The 23986-nt window shown below is 49.2% G+C and carries 19 protein-coding genes; 7 read left to right on the plus strand and 12 right to left on the minus strand.

What is annotated here, in order from left to right:
• Positions 1 to 91: 91 nt before the first annotated feature.
• The 4 genes from AC4G47_RS27875 to fni all read right to left on the minus strand — a co-directional run bounded on the left by AC4G47_RS27875 (position 92) and on the right by fni (position 4568).
• Positions 92 to 562, minus strand: a complete 471-nt coding sequence (locus tag AC4G47_RS27875; RefSeq protein ID WP_491103760.1) for a GNAT family N-acetyltransferase — start codon at positions 560 to 562, stop codon at positions 92 to 94.
• A 241-nt stretch (positions 563 to 803) separates the two neighbouring features.
• Positions 804 to 995: an aspartyl-phosphate phosphatase Spo0E family protein gene (locus AC4G47_RS27880; protein WP_491103761.1), complete on the minus strand. Its 192-nt coding sequence runs from the start codon at positions 993 to 995 to the stop codon at positions 804 to 806.
• A 267-nt stretch (positions 996 to 1262) separates the two neighbouring features.
• Positions 1263 to 2600: a transcriptional regulator gene (locus AC4G47_RS27885; RefSeq protein WP_491103762.1), complete on the minus strand. Its 1338-nt coding sequence runs from the start codon at positions 2598 to 2600 to the stop codon at positions 1263 to 1265.
• A gap of 900 nt (positions 2601 to 3500) precedes the next feature.
• Positions 3501 to 4568, minus strand: coding sequence for a type 2 isopentenyl-diphosphate Delta-isomerase (fni, locus tag AC4G47_RS27890; protein WP_491103763.1), 1068 nt, complete (start codon positions 4566 to 4568; stop codon positions 3501 to 3503).
• A 583-nt stretch (positions 4569 to 5151) separates the two neighbouring features.
• Here fni and AC4G47_RS27895 point away from each other — a divergent pair.
• The 7 genes from AC4G47_RS27895 (at position 5152) to AC4G47_RS27925 (ending at position 14776) form a co-directional block, all read left to right on the plus strand.
• Positions 5152 to 6627 carry a phospholipase D family protein gene (locus tag AC4G47_RS27895; protein ID WP_491103764.1) on the plus strand — a complete coding sequence of 492 codons (1476 nt, stop codon included), beginning with the start codon at positions 5152 to 5154 and terminating at the stop codon, positions 6625 to 6627.
• A gap of 123 nt (positions 6628 to 6750) precedes the next feature.
• Positions 6751 to 7374 carry a TetR/AcrR family transcriptional regulator gene (locus tag AC4G47_RS27900; protein WP_458124351.1) on the plus strand — a complete coding sequence of 208 codons (624 nt, stop codon included), beginning with the start codon at positions 6751 to 6753 and terminating at the stop codon, positions 7372 to 7374.
• A complete protein-coding gene (locus tag AC4G47_RS27905) occupies positions 7371 to 7712 on the plus strand; it encodes a DMT family transporter (RefSeq protein ID WP_458124352.1) in 342 nt (113 codons plus the stop codon). Before AC4G47_RS27900 ends, AC4G47_RS27905 begins: the two co-directional genes overlap by 4 nt.
• Positions 7712 to 8026 carry a DMT family transporter gene (locus tag AC4G47_RS27910; protein WP_062836933.1) on the plus strand — a complete coding sequence of 105 codons (315 nt, stop codon included), beginning with the start codon at positions 7712 to 7714 and terminating at the stop codon, positions 8024 to 8026. The genes AC4G47_RS27905 and AC4G47_RS27910 overlap by 1 nt, the downstream gene beginning before the upstream one ends.
• Before the next feature lie 513 nt (positions 8027 to 8539).
• Complete coding sequence (locus AC4G47_RS27915; RefSeq protein ID WP_458124353.1) at positions 8540 to 9487, plus strand: TetR/AcrR family transcriptional regulator; 948 nt, start codon at positions 8540 to 8542, stop codon at positions 9485 to 9487.
• A gap of 33 nt (positions 9488 to 9520) precedes the next feature.
• A complete protein-coding gene (locus AC4G47_RS27920) occupies positions 9521 to 12757 on the plus strand; it encodes an efflux RND transporter permease subunit (protein ID WP_491103766.1) in 3237 nt (1078 codons plus the stop codon).
• Between the two features lie 342 nt (positions 12758 to 13099).
• Positions 13100 to 14776, plus strand: coding sequence for a PucR family transcriptional regulator (locus AC4G47_RS27925; RefSeq protein ID WP_458124355.1), 1677 nt, complete (start codon positions 13100 to 13102; stop codon positions 14774 to 14776).
• Positions 14777 to 14792: 16 nt separating this feature from the next.
• On the opposite strand, the gene AC4G47_RS27930 is transcribed toward AC4G47_RS27925, so the two are convergent.
• The 8 genes from AC4G47_RS27930 to AC4G47_RS27965 form a co-directional block, all read right to left on the minus strand.
• Positions 14793 to 15020, minus strand: coding sequence for a hypothetical protein (locus tag AC4G47_RS27930; protein WP_062836929.1), 228 nt, complete (start codon positions 15018 to 15020; stop codon positions 14793 to 14795).
• Positions 15020 to 16465, minus strand: a complete 1446-nt coding sequence (hydA, locus tag AC4G47_RS27935) for a dihydropyrimidinase (protein WP_491103768.1) — start codon at positions 16463 to 16465, stop codon at positions 15020 to 15022. Before hydA ends, AC4G47_RS27930 begins: the two co-directional genes overlap by 1 nt.
• Complete coding sequence (gene preA, locus AC4G47_RS27940) at positions 16462 to 17757, minus strand: NAD-dependent dihydropyrimidine dehydrogenase subunit PreA (RefSeq protein WP_491103770.1); 1296 nt, start codon at positions 17755 to 17757, stop codon at positions 16462 to 16464. Before preA ends, hydA begins: the two co-directional genes overlap by 4 nt.
• Positions 17758 to 17859: 102 nt before the next feature.
• Complete coding sequence (locus tag AC4G47_RS27945) at positions 17860 to 19227, minus strand: NAD(P)-dependent oxidoreductase (RefSeq protein ID WP_491106815.1); 1368 nt, start codon at positions 19225 to 19227, stop codon at positions 17860 to 17862.
• A gap of 50 nt (positions 19228 to 19277) precedes the next feature.
• Positions 19278 to 20159, minus strand: a complete 882-nt coding sequence (locus tag AC4G47_RS27950; protein WP_491103771.1) for a nitrilase-related carbon-nitrogen hydrolase — start codon at positions 20157 to 20159, stop codon at positions 19278 to 19280.
• A 4-nt stretch (positions 20160 to 20163) separates the two neighbouring features.
• Positions 20164 to 21453 (minus strand): M20 family metallo-hydrolase, encoded by a 1290-nt coding sequence (locus AC4G47_RS27955; protein WP_491103772.1) that lies wholly within the window; start codon positions 21451 to 21453, stop codon positions 20164 to 20166.
• A 38-nt stretch (positions 21454 to 21491) separates the two neighbouring features.
• Positions 21492 to 22865: an aspartate aminotransferase family protein gene (locus AC4G47_RS27960; protein WP_491103773.1), complete on the minus strand. Its 1374-nt coding sequence runs from the start codon at positions 22863 to 22865 to the stop codon at positions 21492 to 21494.
• Positions 22866 to 22886: 21 nt separating this feature from the next.
• Positions 22887 to 23951: an ABC transporter substrate-binding protein gene (locus AC4G47_RS27965; protein WP_491103774.1), complete on the minus strand. Its 1065-nt coding sequence runs from the start codon at positions 23949 to 23951 to the stop codon at positions 22887 to 22889.
• Between the last annotated feature and the right edge of the window lie 35 nt (positions 23952 to 23986).

Raw genomic sequence — 23986 nt, forward strand, 5'->3', positions numbered from 1 at the left:
CCAGCACCCTCCGCTTCCCGAAATCCCCGGTTACTGCGGATAATTCGTTTTGCGCAGATCTTAGGTTTGGCCTAATTATCCGTTTTTAGATTTACCCTCTGATTTCCTTGTACATGGTCAGATCCGTTACCTCATATCCCATCTTGCGATACAGGCTGCTCGCTCGCACATTATGTCCAAACACATGCAAACCAATGCGATCCACGCCAAGACTCAAGGCCGTCTGTTCAAGCGCCTGCATTGTCTCTGTTCCGTATCCCTTACCACGGTAAGCTTCTTCAACCACAATATCCAGCAAAAAAGCATCTTTTCCACGACGATGATCCGTGATATTAAACCAGATATACCCTACATTGCCATCCATAGGATGCACCAGATTGTAGAGATACGCTCCAGGTGTATTCAAGCCTTCTGGCAGATAACGTTCATAAGATTCCTCCGCCAGTTGCTGCGCCTCTTCCTCCGCCCAGGTACCCGCTTCTACTTTTTCCTGTGCAAAATCCTTAATCGATCGAATGCGAAAACTCGCATAATCTTCCTGATTCATTGGAGAAAGTTCCAACTTATTTCCCTCCTCATTTGAATGTTCTATGTATGATCTCTGTGCACTCTTTTATGCACTACTATATCGTATTGTATCTCGTTATCCAGCTTAGTGCTTGAGTTATTCTGACGATTTAAATTTGAGAATGAACTGTGAAAGAGGATTGTATGTAATAACGATGCTTCACTCCGTGGACTTATGTTAAAATATAGGGGCGAGCGACCCGCCAAAGTTTCTCGCCCAAAGTCGATTGAATTATTCAATCGACTTTTTTTATTTTAACCTGATTGTATTGATTAATTAGATCATCCAGGACCATAGATTGCTGTATAACATGAGGATGAAGCAGATTTCTATAGTTCATCTTGAGTTGATAGAGCTTTTGTCTCGCTCCTTCGATCTGCAACTTGAGCTCACCACAAACCATATTCACCCCTCCCTGTTGTAACATTCTAGTCCATTCTGCTAATTAGTAGGTAATCAGGCGAACTCCAACACGAAAAAGCTCCCTTCAAAGTAGACAATTCACCATTCTACTTGAGGGAGCAGGTCATATTAAATTCAGAAACGCTGGTTAACTTCCCATGCCATGGCCATTAGTTATCATGATTACTGGACGGTCTTTTTCAACGGGTATGGGTTGAGTTATAGGAATAACTACGCCTACTGCGATACTGCATGTAACTATCAATACTGCCAATTTCATCTTCTTTTATCTTCAAAGCTCCCGAATCAATTTATTGTAACGCAGTTTAACTTCTTCGACTGAACAATACCGAAACTCCTCAAACAAAGATTCGAGAATACCCTCTTTATTCTTAATTTCAATTGCGAAATCCATACCTCTAAGGATCAACTCATATCCTTTTGTAAAATCTTGATGTTGTAAATAGTATCTACCTAGGCCGACAAGCAAAGTAACATATTGATCATTCGTATACTGCTCGCTGATTTTTCCAATACGGCTACTCTGTTCTTGGTACAAGAAATGCGCGTCATATGCTTCAAGAACTGAATCAATGTTGATATCAAACCGATTTGCCGCATTCACAATTGCACATAAAGCAGGAAAGATCTCATTTTCTCTCTCAGAGATGTAGTCCATATAACTTGGAATAACCTCTGTTTTACCTGACATTAGTTCATATAGATACCGGTTGCCTTCTGCCCATTCCTCGAACTGACGAATAACAACGGTTTCCTCTTCGCTCGGATCATTTACCCAACTATAATCGGTGTACAAAGAGACATATTGAAGTGCCTTTTCATATTCTTCATAGTAGAAACAAGCTTCTCCAAGCGCTAAATATGCGTACAAAACGTAAAAAATAATCTGCTTTTTGGGTTTAGCCTCGGGCTCTTCAGATGTTCCCCCTAATTCATAATGGATCATTGCTTTAAATTTTAACTTGTCAGCAAGATTCTTCACCTTATCCCATCGACGTAACGAAGCATACACATTAATCAAATCGTTCAATCCATCCAGCTGGTAGTGCTCATCAAGCCGATCTACAAAAAACTCAAACTGCGTAGCAAGTGTAAGATTGCTCAACTGATCCTTGGAAAGCCCGATTGTGAACAAACGATACTGACTTAGAGCCAACCGTTCAGAATGTTGCATTTTCTCACCCTCGGCTACACAAAGGTACAAGGGCTTGGCCGCTTCCAACTTCCCTTCACGATATAACTGTTCAGCCAACTCGAACAAAAGCGGTGCATAGGAAAGATTATCCATAATCAGATTAACGGCTTCTTCCATATAATCGACCTTACCGAGTTCGGCACAACGGTATAAAAAAGGCCCAAGTCTTCGCCAATCCGGGCTTGTATGTACAAAACACTCATGTATATATAATTCATAGAAGTAACCCTCTGTTAAACCCATCCCGGCAGTAATTCGATCCAACTGCTGCATGCCTATGGGACGCAGCCCGTTCAGCGTACCACTCAACGTCCCTGAGTTAATTCCCGATATCTCAGAGAATTGATTGAGTGTCATATGGTTCGTTTTTAAGTAGTCTGCTAAATGATCACGTATTGTGGCTACTGAGTTCAAAGATACACCACCTTTCCAAGCAAAATTAAGCAATGGTCAATAAAATCATACTATATACCTCAGTTAATTAGCAATATTTTACTTGTAAATATTTAACTATATGTTTAATGGGTTAGATACCTTTTATCTTTTAGGAACTGAAGTTTGATCTACCTTGATATATATAATGCAAAACAAAAACCTGCCCAATTTTGTTGAGCAGGTCTTTGTGGAAAATCACCATCAGTTTGATTCAAAACTTTATCATTTATGTTGTATTCCTCAGCCTACGAAATTAAAAACTTTTCTTAAAGAACCTTCCCAATGCAAAACCCACTAATCCGCTAGCATAAACACAAACTATGCTTATTAAAGCAAATACCACATTAGACGGAAGGTCCAGAACGTATCTTATTTCATAAGCAGGCCCCGCCCAAACGATGGACGCAGGAATAAATAGTATTGCTACGTCCAGGTAATAACCCGCAAGGAGCAAAAATACCCCCGTTAACCAAAATAAAGTAGATCGCAGCACAAACTCTTTCCCTTACTCCTCATACCCAGAACAAACCATACAAGAAGAAATAACAAAGAAGCTATGGCTTGATATAAATTGGGGGGATGGCCTTTTAAATATGAACTAAAATTAATGATAGTAAAGGGAATCGCAATCAATAGTATAAGTAACACTTGTTTATATTTATTCATTATATTGCTGTAAGGTAATTAACTTGTTTTTTTGGAGTGATAAGTGTTCCACTGTGCTGATCCAAATATCATTTTTGGTAACGTCCCATTGCGTGTCATTACCAAACACACTGTAGCTATACCATTCATAGATTACTCGATAACCCCATCACATCGCATAGAGCTTACCTCATCATATTTGACATAAGTGCTGGCATTATTACTTCACCAACCTTAACGCCGTTCCATCAGACGTGACGTCTGCTTCAAATCTTCAATCCGCCCTGCACCAATGCCAAACATCACGGTACGCAGCTCGAATTCGACCTGTTCCAACCGCTCATTCAGCGCATCATCGGAAGCGACTGCGGATTCGAGCAGAGATCGACCGAAGCCGGCGAGATCTGCACCGAGCGCGAGGGCTTTGGCTGCATCCACGCCTGTGTATAGTCCACCGCTGCCAATCAAGGCGCCCGCTGGGTTCAGCGCTCGTACTTCCTGAATACACTCCGCCGTGGGAATGCCCCAGTCGGCAAAAGCTTCAGCTGCTGCCCGGCGTACCGGGTTATTGTTGCGGTACTTCTCTACCTGTACCCAGCTTGTACCACCTGCACCGGCTACATCCATAAATGCAACACCCGCTTCATACAAGGCTTTCGCCGTCATGCCGTCGATACCAAAACCTACTTCTTTTACGCCAACAGGTACATCTAGCTCACGACACAAGTTCTCAATCCGCTGAAATAATCCACTAAAGTTGGTGTTACCTTCCGGCTGAAAAACCTCCTGCAACGTGTTCAGATGAAGCACGAGCATGTCCGCTCCCGCAATATCTACGGCGCGCTGGAAATCAGCCGTGCTGAAGCCATAGTTCAGCTGCACCGCGCCCAGGTTGGCAATGACCGGGATGTCCGGTGCCCAGCGACGCACATCGAAGGTACTTGCCAGTTCCGGCTGTTCCACGGCAGCCCGGATCGAACCTACGCCGAGCGCCCAGCCTCTGGCGTTCGCTACTCGGGCGAGGCGCTCATTGATGGCGCCTGTTGTTTTGCTTCCACCCGTCATCGAACTGATGAGCAAGGGTGTGCGCACCTTTTTTCCAATAAACGAAGTCTCCAGATGCACCTCTTCAAAATCCAGCTCCGGCAGTGGGTGATGACGAAACGCAAACCGTTCCATGCCGCTGGTTACCCCTTCTCCTGCCACATTCTCCTCAAGACAGAGGCGCACGTGTTCCAGCTTCCGTTCTCCCGTAGCCACTTCGGGAAGCAGCCGTTCGCCGGCTCGCTCTTGTTCATTCATGATGAGACCTCCTATGTGAGAATCGTGCGGATCGACAGGATAACCTGCCCGTTCCTTACTGCTATGTATATAAGTCTTTTGCAAAAGACAAAAACTTTAATCCTATAAGTATTACAACTTAACTTTATCCAGTATAACGTTCCAATCCAGCTATTGAAAGGATGCCCACAACAAACTTATCCTAAGATATCCGATGCCAACTTCTCACCAACAATCTGTCCGGACAACGTCACAATCGGGGTTCCATCATCGATTGGAAGAGACGCCGTAGATCGAGCCTTGATGCGCCACCATTATGGTGCAGTAATCCGCTTCACATGACCCATCATCGTACAGGTATCAGGCACATTGAATTGAACAACAGCAACCAACGTGATGATGTTCCCCTTCCAGACACATCGCTAGAACTTCGGGCAGATGCGGATAGATCGGGAACAGAACTGATAAATCGCTGTGAAATCAGCTATGTCATGAAGTGTTCCTGAGCTATCGAAGCTCTGCCTTGCTCTACAGCATCTCCTGCGTCAACATTGTCACCCGTGTGGTAATAGAAGTCAGCAAGCACAGAAGGGGGAGTCTAGCGTTGGCCTCATTACGCCGCAATACATCAGACCGCAAGTCTTCACGCGGCAAATTTCCATACATACGAACAGGGCTCGCCCTATTGGCATTATGGCTCATCGCCGTCATGCTCTATCAGACCTACAAACCATTACCACCGGGCATTTCCTATGAAAGTCCAGAGTACCGTGTGGATCAAGTCGAGTTCCTGCATGACCTCACATACCCTTCATCTGACGGACAAATGCAGCATGAACAACAGATCTTCCAGCGCATGCTTCAGATTGTAGAAGAAGCAGAGCAGTATGTCCTGGTGGATATGTTCTTGTTCAACAACTATCAACACAAAGGACAGAACTTCCCACCCGTAAGTACAGAATTCACCGACGCTCTGGTCGCCAAAAAAAATCAGCACCCGGACATGGATATCTGGTTCATTACAGATGAAGTAAATACCAACTATAACTCAGCACCCAATCCGTTGCTGGAACAAATGATACAAGCAGGCATTCACGTGGTCATCACCGATGTGGACCCTTTGCGTGATTCAACTCCGGTATACTCTGCGGTCTGGCGGACCTTCTTCCAATGGTTTGGCCAATCCGGGGATGGCTGGATCAAGAACCTGATGGCCACGGATGGCCCGGATGTAACCTTGCGTTCCTATCTGAAACTGCTTAACGTTAAGGCAAACCATCGCAAAGTTGTTGTTAGTGAAAAGACGGCGATTGTCTCTTCAGGCAATATCCATGATGCGAGTGCCTATCACTCGAACATCGCATTTGAAGTAACGGGTCCGATTATTGGAGATATTCTTCAGTCCGAGCAAGCTGTACTGGATATCTCGGGCGGAGGCCAGGTGCCCGTCTATACAGCTCCTTCCACGGATTCAAATACAGGTGACTTGCGGATTCGTTATTTGACCGAAGGCAAGGTGAATGACACTGTGCTCCACGAGATCAATCAAGCGAATGAAGGGGATATTTTATGGATGGGCATGTTCTATATCGCTTCTCCAAAAGTATTGGAAGCCCTGCTCGAAGCGGCAAAGCGCGGAACCGAGATCCGTCTTGTGCTTGATCCAAATGAAAACGCCTTTGGTCAGGAAAAGATCGGCATCCCGAACCGTCCTGTCGCCGCCGAATTACATGATAAATCCGACGGCAAAATACAGATCCGCTGGTACAACACCACCAAGGAGCAATATCATACCAAAATGATCTATCTTGCCAAAGCAACTGGAGACCATATTGTCCTTGGGGGATCAACCAACTTCACTCCAAGAAACATGAATGACTACAATCTGGAGAACGATCTATGGGTTGCCGCTCCACCAGACAATAAGTTTACGCTTGATATCGCGAATTATTTTGAGCGTATTTGGAATAATGATGATGCCGAGTTTACACTAAACCTGGATGAGTTTCAGGAAAAGACAACGTTTTTGAAAGGGATTGTATATAAGCTGCAACTGATTCTGGGTTTTACGACCTTCTAATTACCGTAGATTCATATATGTCCTATCCGCCTGTGCTCAAAGTGCAGGCGGATATTTTCATCTTGACAGGCGATGTGAAGTGTGAAAATATAATTACCTAACGACCGTTAGGAAGGTGATTGAATGACTGCACAATCCATTCGGGATGCAGCCCTGTTCCATTTTGCCAGAGACGGCTATGAGGGGGCTTCTCTAAGAGCTATTGCAGATGAAGTCGGGATTAAAAAACCGTCCATATATGCACATTTTAGCTGCAAGGATGACTTATTTTTACACACGCTGGCCTTTGCATTTCAAGAGGTGCAGCGGCACACCCTGGAGTATTTCCGTGATCATGCGGATCTGCCACTGGAGGATAGACTTAAGGGCTTGCTGGCCTGGTTCGAACAAGAATACAATGCCCATGCCTCTGCCCGCTTGATGCTGCGCAATTGTTTTTACCCACCACTTTCCCTGTATAGCGAAGTGATGGATCTGGTATATCCGTTTCTGGACGGAATGGAACGCGCGCTGACCCGCCTGCTGCAAAGGGCGATGCGTAATGGAGATCTGCCGCCGCTTCCCGCGGAACAGGCCGCCATTGCATTCATGACGTTTCTCGACGGTATTACCGTTGAGATTATCTATGGAAGTTCCCGTCGCTACAAGAGACGGTTGGAAGCATCCTGGCCTGTCTTCTGGCATGGCATTCATTATCTGAACGAAGAGGCACAAAGCATTGTGCCGGAAGGAGATTCAGCATCATGAACCGCAACTGGTTATATGTATTTATTGGGGGAATTATTGAGATTGTCTGGGTAAGCGGGCTGAAACATGCTTCGAATGCCTGGGAATGGACTTTGACGGGGATTGCCATCGTGATCAGCTTTGGACTGATCATTGCTGCTTCCAAAAGACTGCCTGTGGGTACGGTGTATGCCGTCTTTACGGGAATTGGTACAGCGGGTACTGTCCTTGCGGAAATGGTACTATTCGGCGAGCCGTTCCGCTTGGCCAAAGTATTGCTCATTGGACTGCTGCTCTGCGGCGTCATCGGACTGAAGCTGGTTACGGATCAGCAAGAAGCCAAGGGAGGTGCTGTATAATGGCTTGGATGGCAATTGTAGGTGCAGGTATATGTGAAATTTTCGGCGTGATCGGTATTAATGGTGCTTCTACTCGCAAAGGATGGCCTTATATCGTTCTGATGCTGGTATCGTTCGTGTTCAGCTTCTCGCTGTTATCCTATGCCATGACATCGATTCCCATGGGCACAGCATATGCCGTGTGGACCGGGATCGGGACGGTCGGCAGTACGTTAACAGGTATGTTCCTGTTCGGTGAGCGAAAAGAAGCGAAGCGTATCTTGTTTATCGCGATGATTTTGGTGGCAGCCGTTGGTCTCAAACTGATCACATAACGGAACAACTGAATTACACTCTATATCTCCGATTGCAGTACCACTTTCCGATCGTTGTTATCGTGTAATTCTTAGCTTCCATTATGATATTTATTAAATTTAGCAGTATAAATTAGACGACTTCGATCAGGAAGTCGTCTTTTTTTGGGAAATGATATAAATAGGGAACCTCTTTATACATTGCTACGTAAGAAAGGATGTCGTCATCATGAAAAAGAGAAGGCTATTGGTACGCATGGGTTCTTATACAGGGATACCCTTCTGATCTTCTTGACCAGCTTCAATCTCATCGTTCTTGGGACTACGATTGTACATACAGACTGCAACTTCTTACTTGTTATGCCTACTTCCTAGATTCACCCTCATATCACTATACCGATATCACTTCTTAACCCACTCTCATTTTCCAGTTTACTCCCATTTGAATTCTTTCAACCAGATCGTTTATACTTAGTTTGACCTTAAAGTCAATCAGAGAACTCACAAGTTCCGAATGAGGTGAATGTATCGTTAATGAACCCTATACATGAGATGAATGAGAAGAAAAAACTCATCATTACTACAGCACTCAAGCTATTCTCATCCAAGGGCAGTGCTGCAACATCCATGCAAGAGATTGCAGAATTATGCGGGATGTCCAAAGGCAGCCTCTACATCATGTTCAAATCCAAAGAGGAATTAGAAGCCAGTACTCTGGAGTACTGCATGTACACGCTAATGGACGAGATGACACAGATTGAGCATGAAACTAGCCTTACCTCGCGTGAACGTCTGCAAAAGCAGATCGAGACACTGTTGATCCATGTTGCCGAACTCAAGGAGTTTTTGCGAGTACAGATGCGCAGCATGATGATGGATGATGAACAGCAACGCAAGGAACAATGCCATCCGCTGCAAAGAGATCTGGAGGTCCGTACCTTACATTGGTTTAAGGATAAGCTGGAGGAGCAGTACGGATCGGAGATTGAACCTTATACGATTGACCTTATTTTGCTGACACAGGGGCTGTTCCTCTCCTACGTCAAGATCTGGTTTACGGAGATGCCGTCCCTTACTGTTTCCAAAATGGCAACAAATTTACTGCAAATGATGGACTATGCAGCGCACGGATTCCTTAAGCAGCGACCTTTGCCTTTGATTCCTTTGGAGGACTGGCCTGCCTGGATTACCGAACCCCATCCGGATTCCACGGTGATGCGGCATCCTATTCATATTATCAAGCAAATGCAGGATATCGCTGCCTCCGAATTGCCTGCTGGACAACCAAAGAATGATGCACTTGAAACCATTGCCATTCTCAGGCAGGAGATGATGGAATTCACGCCGCGGCGGGCCATTATTCTGGGCATGATGCACAATCTGGAGAATGTAACTGCCATTCAACCTTTGCACTCCGAGCTTCAGCATATTCTGGATGCCATGTATAGCCGGTTCATCCAAGCTGACTCGTCACACACATAAACAGGAGAAACAGAGAGGAGAAGAAACCATCGTATGAAAGGTATTATTAATTTTTCACTGAACAACAAGTTTGCGATTTGGATTCTGACGATTATCATCTCTTTCGCAGGTTTGTACAGCGGATTGACGATGAAACAAGAGACGATCCCGAACATCAACGTACCGTTTCTGAATGTCACTGCCATTGATCCGGGGGCTGCACCGGAGGGAATTGTTGAAGATGTCACGAAGCCACTGGAAGTAAAACTACGCAATGTGGATGGCGTGAAGACAGTTACCTCCACTTCCATGGAGAATGCAGCATCGATCACACTCGAATTTGATTATGGTACAGATCTGACCAACGCGACGGCAACCGTTCGTGAGGCACTGAATGAAGTACAACTGCCTGACAGCGTGCAGAAGCCGACCATTTCCAAGTTCAGCATTAACTCTTTCCCGGTTGTATCCCTAAGCCTGTCCGACAAGGACGGTGGTGACCTGGAACAATTGACACGACTGGTTGAATCGGATATTCAGCCTGCACTGGAAGATATTGACGGTGTAGCTCAGGTTCAGGTGTCCGGTCAATATGTGAAAGAAGTTCAATTGAAGTTTGATCAAGCCAAAATGGCCGAGCTGGGCCTAACTGAAGATACGGTAAACGGCATCGTTCAAGGTTCATCCATTCGTGTACCCCTTGGACTGTTCGAACTGGATAAATCCCAGAAGGCCGTTGTCGTAGATGGAAACATCATCGACATCGATGATCTGAAAAACCTTGCCATTCCAGTCGTACCCGGCGGTGCCGGAGCTTCCACAGGCAATGGTGCAAATGCAGCCCCTCAAGGCTCTGGAGCACCAACTGGTGAAGCTGGTCAAGGTACCGCTCCTGGCTCTGCACAAGGAACGGACCAGGCTGCAGGGCAGGCTGCTGGCGGCAATGCCAGTGCAGGCAGCCCATCGGGCGCTGCCAACGCACCTGGCATTCCAACTGTAAAACTAAGTGAAATTGCCAAGATCGAAGTCATCGGTCAAGCGGAATCCATTTCCCGGACAGACGGCAAGGAATCGATCGGTATTTCCGTTGTAAAATCCAACGATGCCAACACGGTTGATGTCGTTAACGCAGTCAAAGACAAAGCGGAAGAATTGCAGACGCAGTTCAAAAATGCTGATTTGACTGTACTGCTTGACCAAGGTAAACCGATTCAGGACTCGGTGAACACGATGCTGGGCAAAGCCGTATTTGGCGCCTTGTTTGCCATCCTGATCATCCTGCTGTTCCTGCGTAATATTCGTTCAACCATTATCTCCATTATCTCGATCCCGCTCTCCTTGCTCATGGCATTGACTGCGCTCAATATGATGGATATTACTTTGAACATGATGACGCTGGGTGCCATGACGGTTGCCATTGGACGGGTTGTCGATGACTCCATCGTTGTTATCGAGAACATCTACCGCAGATTAACACTCAAAGGCGAGAAACTGAAAGGCCGTGAACTGGTTCGCGAAGCAACGCGCGAGATGTTTGTTCCTATCCTTTCTTCCACGATCGTAACGATTGCGGTATTCCTGCCACTGGCATTGGTAAGCGGTATGGTGGGCGAACTGTTCCTGCCATTTGCACTGACCATGGTATTCGCCTTGCTGGCATCCCTGATCGTTGCCATTACGATCGTACCGATGCTCGCACATACCCTGTTCCGTAAAGGGTTGAAGAACAAGCAGAATCACGAAGAAAAACCAGGCAAGATGGCAGAAGGTTACAAACGCCTGCTGAACTGGACATTATCACACAAACTCATCACGGTTAGTATCGCAGTGATTCTACTGGTCGGCAGTTTGTTCCTGTACCCGTTTATCGGTGCAAGCTTCTTGCCGGAACAACAGGATAAATACGTGACTATTACGTACAGCCCACAAACCGGAGCTTTGCGTGAAGATGTGGAGAAAGAAGCACTCGTTGCCGAGAAGTGGTTGCTGGAACAACCAGGTCTGGAGAAAATGCAATATTCCATCGGCGGCACGAACCCACTGAGCAGCATGGGTGGCGGTAGCGGAAACTCAGCACTCTTCTATATCGAATATAACGAAGATACAAAAGACTTTGCTCAAGTGAAAGAACAGCTTGTCGAAGGTCTGAAGAAGGAAGTTACCGTAGGAACCTGGAATGAGCTCGACATGTCCGGCGGTCTGGGTGGCAGCGGCCTGAGCCTCTCCATCTATGGCGATAATGTAGAGCAACTCAAACCTGTATCGGATGAAATTCTGAAACTGGTTGAAGCGGATACGGATAATTTTGAAAAAGCAGATACTACACTCGCTGACACCTACGGGCAGTATACGCTCGTGGCAGATCAAGAGAAACTAAGTTCCCTGGGTCTGACTGCAGGCCAATTGGCTATGACACTGAGCCCGGCACGGGAACGTCCTGTGCTCACAGAAGTCGATATCGATAACAAAACGTATAAAGTATATGTAGAGACGGACAACAAAACATTCAGCAGTATTGATGAGATTGAGGATGAGACCGTCACTTCACCGCTTGGCATCGAAGTGCCAATCAAAGATGTTGCCAAAGTGGAAGAAGGTACGTCCCCGAACTCCATCATGCAAATTGATGGTAAGGTTGTTGTACAAGTGACAGCCAACATCCTGGCTTCCGATGTACAGAAAGCTTCGAGCAACTTACAGGCTGAGATCGACAAGCTGGATCTGCCTGATGGCGTTGAAGTGAAGTTCGGCGGTACAACCGAACAGATTAATGATACCTTTACTCAACTGGGTCTCGCCATGCTGGCAGCCATCGCCATTGTATACTTCGTGCTCGTTGTTACATTCGGCGGCGGATTGGCACCATTCGCAATCCTGTTCTCCCTGCCATTTACGGTTATTGGTATTATGGTCGGCTTGTTCATCGCTGGTGGTACGCTGGATGTCTCCGCCATGATGGGTGGACTGATGCTTATCGGAATCGTCGTCACCAACGCCATCGTGTTGATCGACCGTGTTATTCACAAGGAAAAAGAGGGTATGCCTACCCGTGAAGCCTTGCTGGAAGCCGGTGCAACTCGTCTGCGTCCAATTCTGATGACAGCTCTCGCAACGATCGGTGCCCTGTTGCCACTGGTAACTGGTCTCGAAGAAAGTGCGGGTATCATCTCGAAAGGTCTCGGAATTACCGTAATCGGCGGTCTGATCAGCTCCACGCTGCTCACACTGGTTATCGTACCGATTGTGTATGAGTTCTTGATGAAATTTAAAAAGAAAAGAATCGAAGATTAAGAAGTAGAGAGTCTTTCTCATGTAACGGTTCGAGTACAGCTTAAATACAGTCGATACTCTCCAACCTCTCGCCCCTTAGCACATAATTGGAATGATTAAATTCCGATATGATGCTAAGGGGCTTTTTTTATGTAAATTCACACGAGACATAGACTGACATAGCAATGCTTCATTTTAATCAAAATCACAAAAAGTGCAGATCCATTTGTCATTTGGAACAAATGAACGTGAGGTTTCAGCCCATCTGCTGTAAATAGACTTATAATATGAATTAATTATGTAAGCTGACGGATTCCATTACTCCAGATAGATCACATGTTATTGGGGAAGGACGGTGGTTGTGTGGGGGAGACAATGCTTCATATTCAGATCAGAGACATGCTAAAACGTCCCGTATTTCGCAAGGCAGAAGTCCTGGCCAGTGAACGCGCACTGGAGCGATATGTTCGCTGGGTTCATATCATGGAAGTTCCCGAGGTCGGGGACTTGCTCAATGGCGGGGAATTGGTACTGACGACAGGCATTGGCTGGCAGGATGGTGAGCAGCATGGCCTGTCTTTTCTACGTCAGTTAATTGCACGTGGGGCTGCCGGACTCTGTATGGAACTGGGGGATCACACCAAGTCGCAGCTCGGGGCTATGAAAGAAATTGCAGTCGCAGCGGATTTCCCGCTGATTTGGTTTCACGAACAAGTCCGTTATATTGATATTACGCAAGATCTGCATTTTACCCTGATTCGCAGTCATCAGCGGATGATTGCCGAACTCGACAGTCTCACCACCTCGTTTAACCAACTTCTTCTGAATGGAGACGGGGTACAACCCCTACTTCGATTATTGTCACGTACAACCGGATATGCCGTGGCATTATATCCACTTGAAGGGGAAGCAAGTGCAGTTCCCTATTGCCCTCCAGAGCAGCTGGAGACTCGTCGGCAGGATTGGTTTTTGCAGCGAGGTCATTCGGAGCGAGAGGATACTACAGCGTTAAAAGCATACACAGATAACACATTGCATGCGTTCAGCATGCCTGTTCAGGCGTTGGATTACACCTTTGCCGATCTTGTGCTCATGCGTCACAAACTGCCGGATCACGATTCAAGCATACCGATCAAACCCTCGGATGAATTCGTCATTCAGGCACTGGAACGTTGCGCAGCTGCGATTGCCCAGGACTGGATGCGAACCAAGTACATGGAAGAAAAACGTCGCTACAAAGAAGATATGTGGGTCATTGACTGGCTTAACGGACATCACTCCACGAAGGAAATCCATGAATATGTATCCACCGTTAATCCCCTTCTCGCAACAGGCAAAGCCACCATTATCTTATTCGATAGCAACCCCGCCTACACAGACAGCCTCAGACTTCAGAAGTTATTGATACAACGCAACATCGTCGCCCGGTCGGTATTTGCACGGGAGAACTTCACCCTCTACAGCACGGTTCTGAACCATCAGATCATTCTTATCATTCTCGACCCACTACCCGGATCTCAGCGCAAAAGCAGTCTATGGCGCTGCATCGAACAGCTGCAGCAGCACGAGCAGGAACAGACCCACCGCCTCTTCTCAGGCCTGTTCGGTATCGGTCATAGCTGCGCGGATCTCTCCCGTCTCAAGGATAGCCTGGAGTCCGCGAAGGAGACACTGCGGATTCAGAAGGACATCGGCGTGATGCAGCAGCCCTTTTACAGTAACCTTCATTGTTACCGTATCATTGCCAGCTTGAAGCAGAGCGGTAATCTGGATGACTTCATCGAAGAATATCTGGGGCCGCTCATCCGTTACGATGCAGAGAAAGGAGGTCAGCTGCTACGTACGCTCAAGCAATATTTGGTCCTGTGCTGCTCCAAGCAAGAGACGGCCACCGCGCTATATATCGTTAGACAGACGCTGTATCACCGTTTGGACAAAATCGAAGCCCTTTTGGGAGAAGACTATATCCTCCCCGAGAAAAGGGTTGCGATCGAACTTGCCATCTACGCCTATGAGTACGTTCATGGGCCAATCGCATGAAGAACTCCAGCATGGTCTAAGCTCCCCGCTGCTCCTGAAGCTGGCGAATCAGGATGTGACTGAACCACTTTCGTCCAGACGCAGTACCCACGTATTGCTCTTGTTTCTCTTCGGGAAGATCCGGGTGCCCCCATATGACGTGTGCACCCTCCAGATGTTCCCGTACCGCGTAGATCCGATAACCCTGTGCAACCATTCGCTCTATGGCGATCCTCTCCGCTTCAAACACATCATGATCCGACATTAGCTTCTCCCTCCATTCAATGCCGTCACGAACTGTTTCATCGGGATAGGTGTACCTGCATCATATTTATCACGCTTCACATACCGCCCCGCCCCTGCCAATCCGGCAAATTGCCGATCTCGAATGACATATTCCCCGCGGCACAGCACCGTCACCGGACATCCCTGTACCTTCATGCCTTCGAATGCGCTATAATCCACGTTCATATGATGCGTATCTGCCGAGATCACTCTGGAGATGGATGGGTCAAAAATAACAATATCCGCATCTGTCCCTACAGCGAGAGTACCTTTCTGCGGAAATAACCCAAATAACTTGCTCGCTCTTGTCGAACATAGATCAACCCACTGATTCAGCGTGATTCTACCTTTGGCTACACCTTCCGAATACAGAATGCTGAGGCGATCTTCAATGACAGGCCCCCCGTTCGGAATTTTGCTGAAATCATCCTTGCCCAGGTCCTTCTGCCCTTTAAAATTAAACGAACAATGATCAGAGCCAATCGTCTGCAACTGACCGCTTTTCAGTGCGTTCCAGAGTACTTCCTGATGAGCAGCTTCCCGGAGCGGTGGTGACCAGACATACTTCGCACCCTCGAAGTCCGGCTGATCCATAATCGACTGATCCAGTGTCAAATACTGCGGACAGGTCTCCCCCCAGATCCGATAGCCCATCTCACGCATGCGTGCGATCTGCTCCACCGCTTCCGCACAGGTCACGTGCACCACATACAACTGCGAATCCGCAAGTGCAGCCAGACGAGCCGCACGTCCTGTCGCTTCTCCCTCCAGCATGGATGGACGAGTCAGCGCATGGTGAATTGGCTCTGTGCGCCCTTCGGCGAGCGCCTGTCGCACCAGCAGATCAATGACATCCCCATTCTCGGCATGCACCATGACGAGTGCGCCATACTCTTTTGCCTTCTGCAACGTCTGGAAGAGAATCCCGTCATCCGCCTGGAACTGGTTTTTGTAAGCCATGAACACCTTGAAGGATGACACACCCTCTTCTTCAATAATCTGCGGCAGCTCTTCCAGCACCTGATCATTCATCTCGCCAATCATGAGATGGAACCCGTAATCGATGGCGGCTTTCCCCTCGGCTTTGGCATGCCACTCTCGGAGAGATTCGATTAATGGACGGCCTTTTTGTGTCAGGCAGAAATCAATGATCGTCGTTGTACCGCCAAAGGCTGCTGCTGCCGTTCCTGTCGCAAAATCATCTGCGGTTACCGTTCCACCGAATGGCATATCCAGATGCGTATGCGGATCGATCCCGCCAGGAATGACGTAACAGCCGGAAGCGTCCACGACTTCCGTTTGTTCGTCCGGGACAAGCCCGATGCCAATCTGTGTGATTTTACCCTTTTCGATCAACATATCTGCTTCAAAGGTATCCGATGCTGTGACCAACACACCATTACGAATCAATTTGCGGGTACTCATGATATCGCCTCCTTGGTTGATTGATCTCTAACCGATTGCAACATCGCAATCGCAGACTGACGTTCATTCCAGGTTACAGGTTCCTGCTCAGGCACAAGCTCAACCATCTCAATCGCCCCATCCACTGGGCAGACGATCGAACACAGATTACAGCCAACACAATCCTCTTCCACCACTTCCAGATAGGAACCGGATGGGTCGGTCAACATATCAATACACTGATGCGAGGTGTCCTCACACGCAATATGGCATTTGTTGCAATTGATGCAGACATCGCGGTTGATGCGGGCGACCACTTTGTAGTTCAGATCGAGATTGCCCCAATCCGAATAACGCGGAACCGTCTGACCTACCAATTCTGCTACACTGCTCAAACCCTTTTCCTCCAAATAATCATTCAGGCCATCAATCATGTCCTCCACAATGCGAAATCCGTGATGCATCGCTGCGGTACATACTTGAACCCCTGTAGCACCCATGAGCAAAAACTCTGCCGTGTCCCGCCAGTCGGAGATGCCACCAATCCCCGAGATCGGCACACCTACCTCCGGATTACGCGCACACTCGGCAACCATATTCAGTGCGATGGGCTTCACCGCTGGCCCACAATACCCGCCATGTGCGCCTTTGCCGCCCACATGCGGCACGGTATTCCACGAATCCAGATCCACACCTGCAAGAGAGTTAATCGTATTGATGAGGGAGATCGCATCCGCGCCGCCGCGGACAGCTGCCCGGGCGGTCGCTGTAATATCCGTGATATTCGGCGTGAGCTTCACAATAACTGGAGTGGTCGCCACTTCCTTCACCCACATCGTCTGCAGCTCCACCAGGTCAGGCTGTTGACCGGAGGCAGCTCCCATGCCCCGTTCGGCCATGCCATGCGGACAGCCAAAGTTCAGTTCCAAGCCGTCCACACCGACGGCCTCCACCTTTTTCACAATCTCATGCCACTTCTCCCGCGTAGGTTCCACCATCAGTGATGCCACAACCGCACGATCCGGGAAGCGCTTCTTGGTCTCGGCAATCTCTCGCAGATTCACTTCCAGCGGACGATCGGATATCAATTCAATATTGTTAAACCCTGCTACCCGCTGCCCGCCAAAATGCACTGCCGCAAAACGGGAGGATGTATTGATAATCGGCTCACCCAGCGTCTTCCACACCGCACCGCCCCAACCCGCTTCGAATGCACGCTGAACCTGATACCCTGTATTGGTCGGTGGTGCAGAAGCCAGCCAGAATGGATTGGGTGATCGAATACCTGCCAGATTAATGGATAAGTCAGCCATAACGATCCCTCCTTGGTGTTGTTTGAACTTGCAGTCTGCCGCTTACGGCGCGGAAGATACTTAAACGTACAGTTTGTTGCCCGTGCATTGTATAGGGCCTGCTCATGCCGTCTCTTCCACCTGCCCAGGCAACGCCTTCATAACTGCGGCGGCAGCCAGCTTACCCTGCTGTGCAGCCGAGACAACCATCGCTTCACCCTGGCCCTGACCAAAAATAACATCGCCTGCTGCATAGATCTGAGGGTGTGAGGTACGGTACGAATGCGGCTCGATCTCGACAACACCCCCGTGGTGACGCAGCCCAAACGCTTCAATTAACGGTAATAGACGATGCTGCCCAATCGCCCGGATGACCGTATCACATTCGATCATGAACTCCGATCCCTCCACAGGTACGGGCAACGCACGCCCACCCCCAGGCGGGGTAACTAGCTCCATTTTCACACATTCCACAGCTTGAACCCGACCATTCTCGTCTCCAATGATACGCTGCGGCATCGTAAACCAGCGGAACTCCACACCTTCCTGCTTGGCAAACGTATATTCAAACGCATACGCCGTCATCTGGCTTTCCCCGCGCCGATATAACATCTGCACCCGCTCGGCACCAAGACGTACCGAACAGGTCGCTGCATCTACCGCCGTATTGCCCGCGCCAATAACGGCGACCTTCAGACCATTCAACGCGGGCGGAACCCCCTGCTTCGTGGACTCGACCAGTTCAATGGCATCATAGACGCCTTCCAGTGTCTCTCCTTCAATGCCCAGCATAGGTACTGAACCCATGCCACATGCCAGAATGACCGCTTCATGTTGCTCTAGCAACTGCGTAGCAGGAATATCCACACCGATGCGCACCCCATAACGGATCTGCACACCCAGCGCTTCCACCTGCTCCACTTCCCATAGCGCAACCGATTCGGGCAAACGGAAAGATACGATGCCGTACGTATTCAGCCCGCCGCCTTTGGGTTTGGCTTCGTAGATCGTCACCTCATACCCTGCCCGCCCCAGTTCACGTGCCGCCGACAGTCCCGCAGGACCCGCTCCCACAACAGCAACGTTTCTCCCATTGGCAGGTGCTGCCTGGAATAACGGCTCGTTCTTCGCTCGAGCCCAATCAGTGGCGTAACGCTGTAAGTCACCTATTCGAATCGGCTTCGACGATTCGTTTAGTACACATGCGCCTTCACATAACTCTTCTGTGGGGCATACACGTGCGCAGCTGGCTCCAACCGGATTCGCATCCATGATGGTGCGGGCCGATCCTTTCAGGTGCCCTGTCGATATTTTGCTAATAAACGAAGGGATATTAATGTCGGTTGGACAAGCCTTGATACAAGGTGCATCGTAACAGTACAGACAGCGGTTCGACTCCTCCATGGCTTCCTTTCCTGTTATGGCGGGTTTCATCTCGGCAAAACGACTCTCCCACCCATAATCGGATAACGTTGTTCCTGAGCTGTTCATCAATGTCATGCACCTCCTGAAGTTTGATCCGGGCTAGCTTCCAGCTATCTTCACAGACGAACCAGATGTTCGTACGTTTCCGGCCTGCGATCGCGGTAGAACTGCCACACATTACGCACCTCACGAATCATCTCCGTGTCCATCTCGCCAATGACGACCTCATCCTGATCCCTGCTGCCTATCGCTACCATGCTGCCTCGCGGGTCGACCAGGTACGACTGTCCATAAAATTCACCCATATTCCATGGCGCCTCCACACCAACCCGGTTAATGGCTGCTACATAATAGCCGTTGGCTACCGCGTGAGCAGGCTGTTCCAGTTTCCACAGATATTCCGATGTACCCGCAACCGTAGCGGACGGATTGAACACAATCTCTGCCCCCGCGAGCCCGAGCAATCGTGCACCTTCCGGAAAATGACGATCATAACAGATGTACACGCCGACTCTGGCGTAGGCCGTATCAAATACCGGATAGCCGAGGTTGCCTGGTTTGAAATAATACTTTTCCCAGAACCCATTCGTGCCCTCACCCGCTTCCACATGCGGGATATGATGTTTGCGATATTTGCCCAGATATGAACCATCCGCATCAATGACGGCTGCCGTATTGTAATACGAAGCAATGCCCTCCACCTCGTACACGGGTAAAACAATCACCACCGCAAGCTCCTTCGCCAGCTCCTGAAAACGTCTGGTCGTTGGCCCTTCCGGCACCGGTTCAGCGGATGCATACCATTTGGGATTCTGCTCTGTGCAAAAATACGGGCCATAGAATACTTCCTGCAACCCGATGATCTTGGCCCCTCTTGCAGCAGCTTCACGGACCAGCGCAATGTGCTTCTGAACCGCAGCCCCTTTGTGCACCTCAACGGGAGCCGAACCCTCAATCCCATGTGAAGCCTGGATTAATCCGATGCTGATTTTGCCCATAACGTCACAACGCCTCCTCAGGTAAAATGATTGGTTGGTTCATTCCACTGCACATCCTCCGAATGGTGCGATACAACACTTCCGTGCCCAGTCCAATATCCTCAGGGGAGGAATATTCGCTGGGATGATGACTGATGCCGTCCTTGCTGCGGACAAAGATCATGCCATAATCACACACAAGCGAAAGGGCCAACGCATCATGGAACGGACCACTCATCAATTCTGGCAGAGTAACCCCGATCTCTTCCGCGGATGAACGAATCACCGACATGATTGGCTCTGCACAATACCGCGGCTCACTGTTCGTATCCTCTGTCAGCGAGTAAGTCAGACCATATCGGGAACTCACGTCATCCAAAATGTTCATCAATCGGGCTTCAAGCCGGTTCCTGCGCTCCATCTCCATATCTCGTAAGTCCACCGTGAAGCTGACTTCCTCCGGGATGATATTCCGTGAGTCTGGAAATACCCTCAGACTTCCCACCGTACCTACGGTTGGAGCTTCCGGGTCTTCTCTCACCATATCGTCAAAAGCCGCAATGACTTTGGCGCTGCCTGCCAAAGCATCATGCCGCATCCCCATCGGAACGGAGCCAGCATGACCCGCCATGCCTTTCATCGTCACCGTAAGCCACAGCGGGCCCGAGATGCCTGTCACCAGACCTACTGGAGCATCCAGAGCCTCAAGCACTGGTCCCTGCTCAATGTGCAGCTCCAGATAACTGCCAATGGAACCTGGCGGGTAGATCGCTTCTTCAAAATCCGAAGGAGAACAGCCGAAGGCTTCCAGCGCCTCCCGGCGAGTCACTCCATTTTTATCCTGCCGCTCCAGTTCGCCCTCTTCCAACTGACCCGTTATGCCACGTGAGCCGAACAGGCCTTTGTTAAAACGGGAACCCTCTTCATCGCAAAAGGCAATCACCTCAATCGGCATACGGGGCTGAATCCCACTTTCGATCAGGCATTGCACGGCTTCGAGCGCACCGAGCACACCGATCGCTCCATCATATCGACCTCCGTAGGGCTGGGAGTCGATGTGGGAACCAATCATGAGGATTGGCAGCGCCTGATCCGCACCTTCCAGACGACCAATCAGATTGCCGAAGGGATCAAGTCGTGTCGTCAGACCGGCCTTTTCCATCCAGAGACGAACCTGAATGATGCCGTCCATATCTTCTGGCGTCAGGGCAAGTCGGCAGACACCTGTCTCTGCGATTCGTCCAATCTGTGACAACTGCTCAATTCGCTCATTTAAGCGAAGCTGATTAATGAGTTTGCCTGTCGTGGTCTGCATCCTCCCTCGCCTCCTTGTGTGTTATCCATCTATGGCAACTAACCTGCGTCCAGGCTACGTAGCGCAACGAGCAAACTTCCAGCGATCAGATCCAACTCTTCCTCGGTGGTGACGAACGGTGGTGAGATCGTCAATATGTTCGCGAACCCCGGTACGGTATCGCCGTTCTTGCCAATCAGGATGCCGTCCCTTTTACAACTGGCGAGTACCTTCATTACCTTATCCGCCTCCGCAGGAGAACCGTCTGCTTCAATTAACTCAATGCCACAGGCGAATCCGAATGAACGGATATCCCCCACGACAGGAAGCTCGAGCAATGGCTCCAGCTTCTCACGAAGCAGGTGTCCCAGTTCTTCCGCCCGGCTGACCAGATTCTCTCGTTCCAGAATCTCCAGATTCGCCAGTGCCACCCGGCAGGACACGGGATTCCCGCCAAAGGTATTCACATGCCGAAAGTGTGCATCCGGTCCGGGCTCCCGGAATGTGTCATACAGATTAGCTCGCACGGCCGTTGCCGATAGCGGTGAATACGCGCTGGTCATGCCTTTCGCCATCGTCACAATATCTGGCTGTACGCCATAGTTCTGATGACCAAATTTCTGCCCCGAGCGGCCAAAACCGCAGATTACCTCATCTACAATGAGCAGTACTCCATAGCGCTGACAGATCTCTTGCACGGTACGCATATAATCCGGTGGTGGAACAATCATGCCGCCCCCAGTGATGACTGGTTCCATAATTACTGCGGCAACTGTCTCAGGACCTTCCCAACGAATCACCTCTTCATAGATGGTTGCACATTCGAGTCCGCATCCATCCTTGTTTCGTCCAAACGGACAGCGGTAACAATATGGTGGTGGAACATGAGAGAAACCTACGCCGAGCGGCTCGTATTTGATCTTGCGGGCGGCTTGCCCGGTGGCGCCCAGCGCTCCCATGGAGTTGCCGTGATACGCACGGTGACGGGAGATGAATTTGTGACGAGTAGGCTCACCATTCTGATGGTGGTACTGGCGGGCTATTTTGAAAGCCACCTCATTCGCATCTGAACCTGAGTTGGAGAAGAATATTCGATACTCCCCCTCCAGCCAGTCATTCAGCTTCTCCGCCAGCAAAATCGCCGGTTCGTGACTCTGCGTCATCGGTACATAAGCGAGTGCTTTCATCTGTTCGTAGGCACTTCTCGCAATCTCCTCACGACCATGCCCCACATTCACACACCACAGTCCAGACATCGCATCCAGATAACGCGTACCATCCTGATCGGTAATCCAGCTACCCTCCCCGCTTACCGCAATCATCGGATGATCGTTATGAGGCGAGATGTGATGCCATACGTATTTGCGATCCTTCTCCAGCCATTCTTCCTTCGTACCGCCAAGCGGCTGAGGCTGCTGATCCACAGAACTCATTCGTCATCCTCCTCCGCACACTTATTTCACCGCTTCTTCATAGATGCTTTTCTCCAGCGCTTCATCCAGGTTAGCGGCTTTTTTGATCAGGCCATAGTTCAGTGCAATGTCCGCTGTTCGAGTAAACGACTCATCCACAAAACTGCCGACTTGCTGCTCCGTAAACCCTTCCGGTCGAATCAGCTTCGCAATCTCTTCCAGCATCGTTACCTGATGTTCACGGGTGGTGCTGCCATCCGTCACATTACTCATCACGATATTCACCGTCTCATCCTGTTCATCAATGGCATAGTTCCAGCCTTTCAAAATGGCACGGGTCACTTTGACCGCAAGCTCACGGTTGCTGTCTACCCAATCCTTCTTGGCAATCAGCGTATCCTCCAGCATGCCAACACCGGCATCTTCAATGTTGAACACATCCAGATCGGATTCTTTCGTTCCACTTTCCAGTACCACGTGATATTCGTTATAGATCGTCGCCGTAGCCACATCCACCTGATCGTTGAAAAACTGATCCATCGTGAATCCCTGCTTCACCAGTTCAATATCTTTCTTCGGGTCCAGGCCATTCTTCTCCATGAACGCGAGGACCTGAAATTGCTGACTGCCGAACCAGGTACTGACCTTCTTTCCCTTCATCTGAGCCGGATCGGTAATGCCCAGGGACTTCTTGGCAATCAAACGATAGCTGCTCTTCTGTGAGATCTGGGCGAGCGAGACGAGTGGCAGGCCGTTATCCCGGCTGACCAGCAGACTGTCTACACCCGTAATGCCCACATCGGCCGCGCCATTGACCACCTGCTGCTCAATCACGATATCCGGACCACCCGGAATAATCTCGGCATCAATGCCTTCATCTGCAAAAAAGCCTTTTTCCTTCGCTGCATAGATCCCGGCAAACTGAGCCTGCGGCACCCATTTCAGCTGAATTTTCACTTTGGTTAAGGGTTGATCTGCTTCTCCCGCCCCTCCTGAACTCGCAGCGGCAGGCTCAGTAGCCGGCTCGGACTTCGTAGAACATGCGCCCAGCATCGTAACAATCAACAAGACCAATACCAGCAAACCCGGCTTCAACGTTTTGTACATGTACAGAACAACCCCCTGTTTATATACGAATTTTA

This window comes from Paenibacillus sp. Negev47, assembly GCF_058313655.1.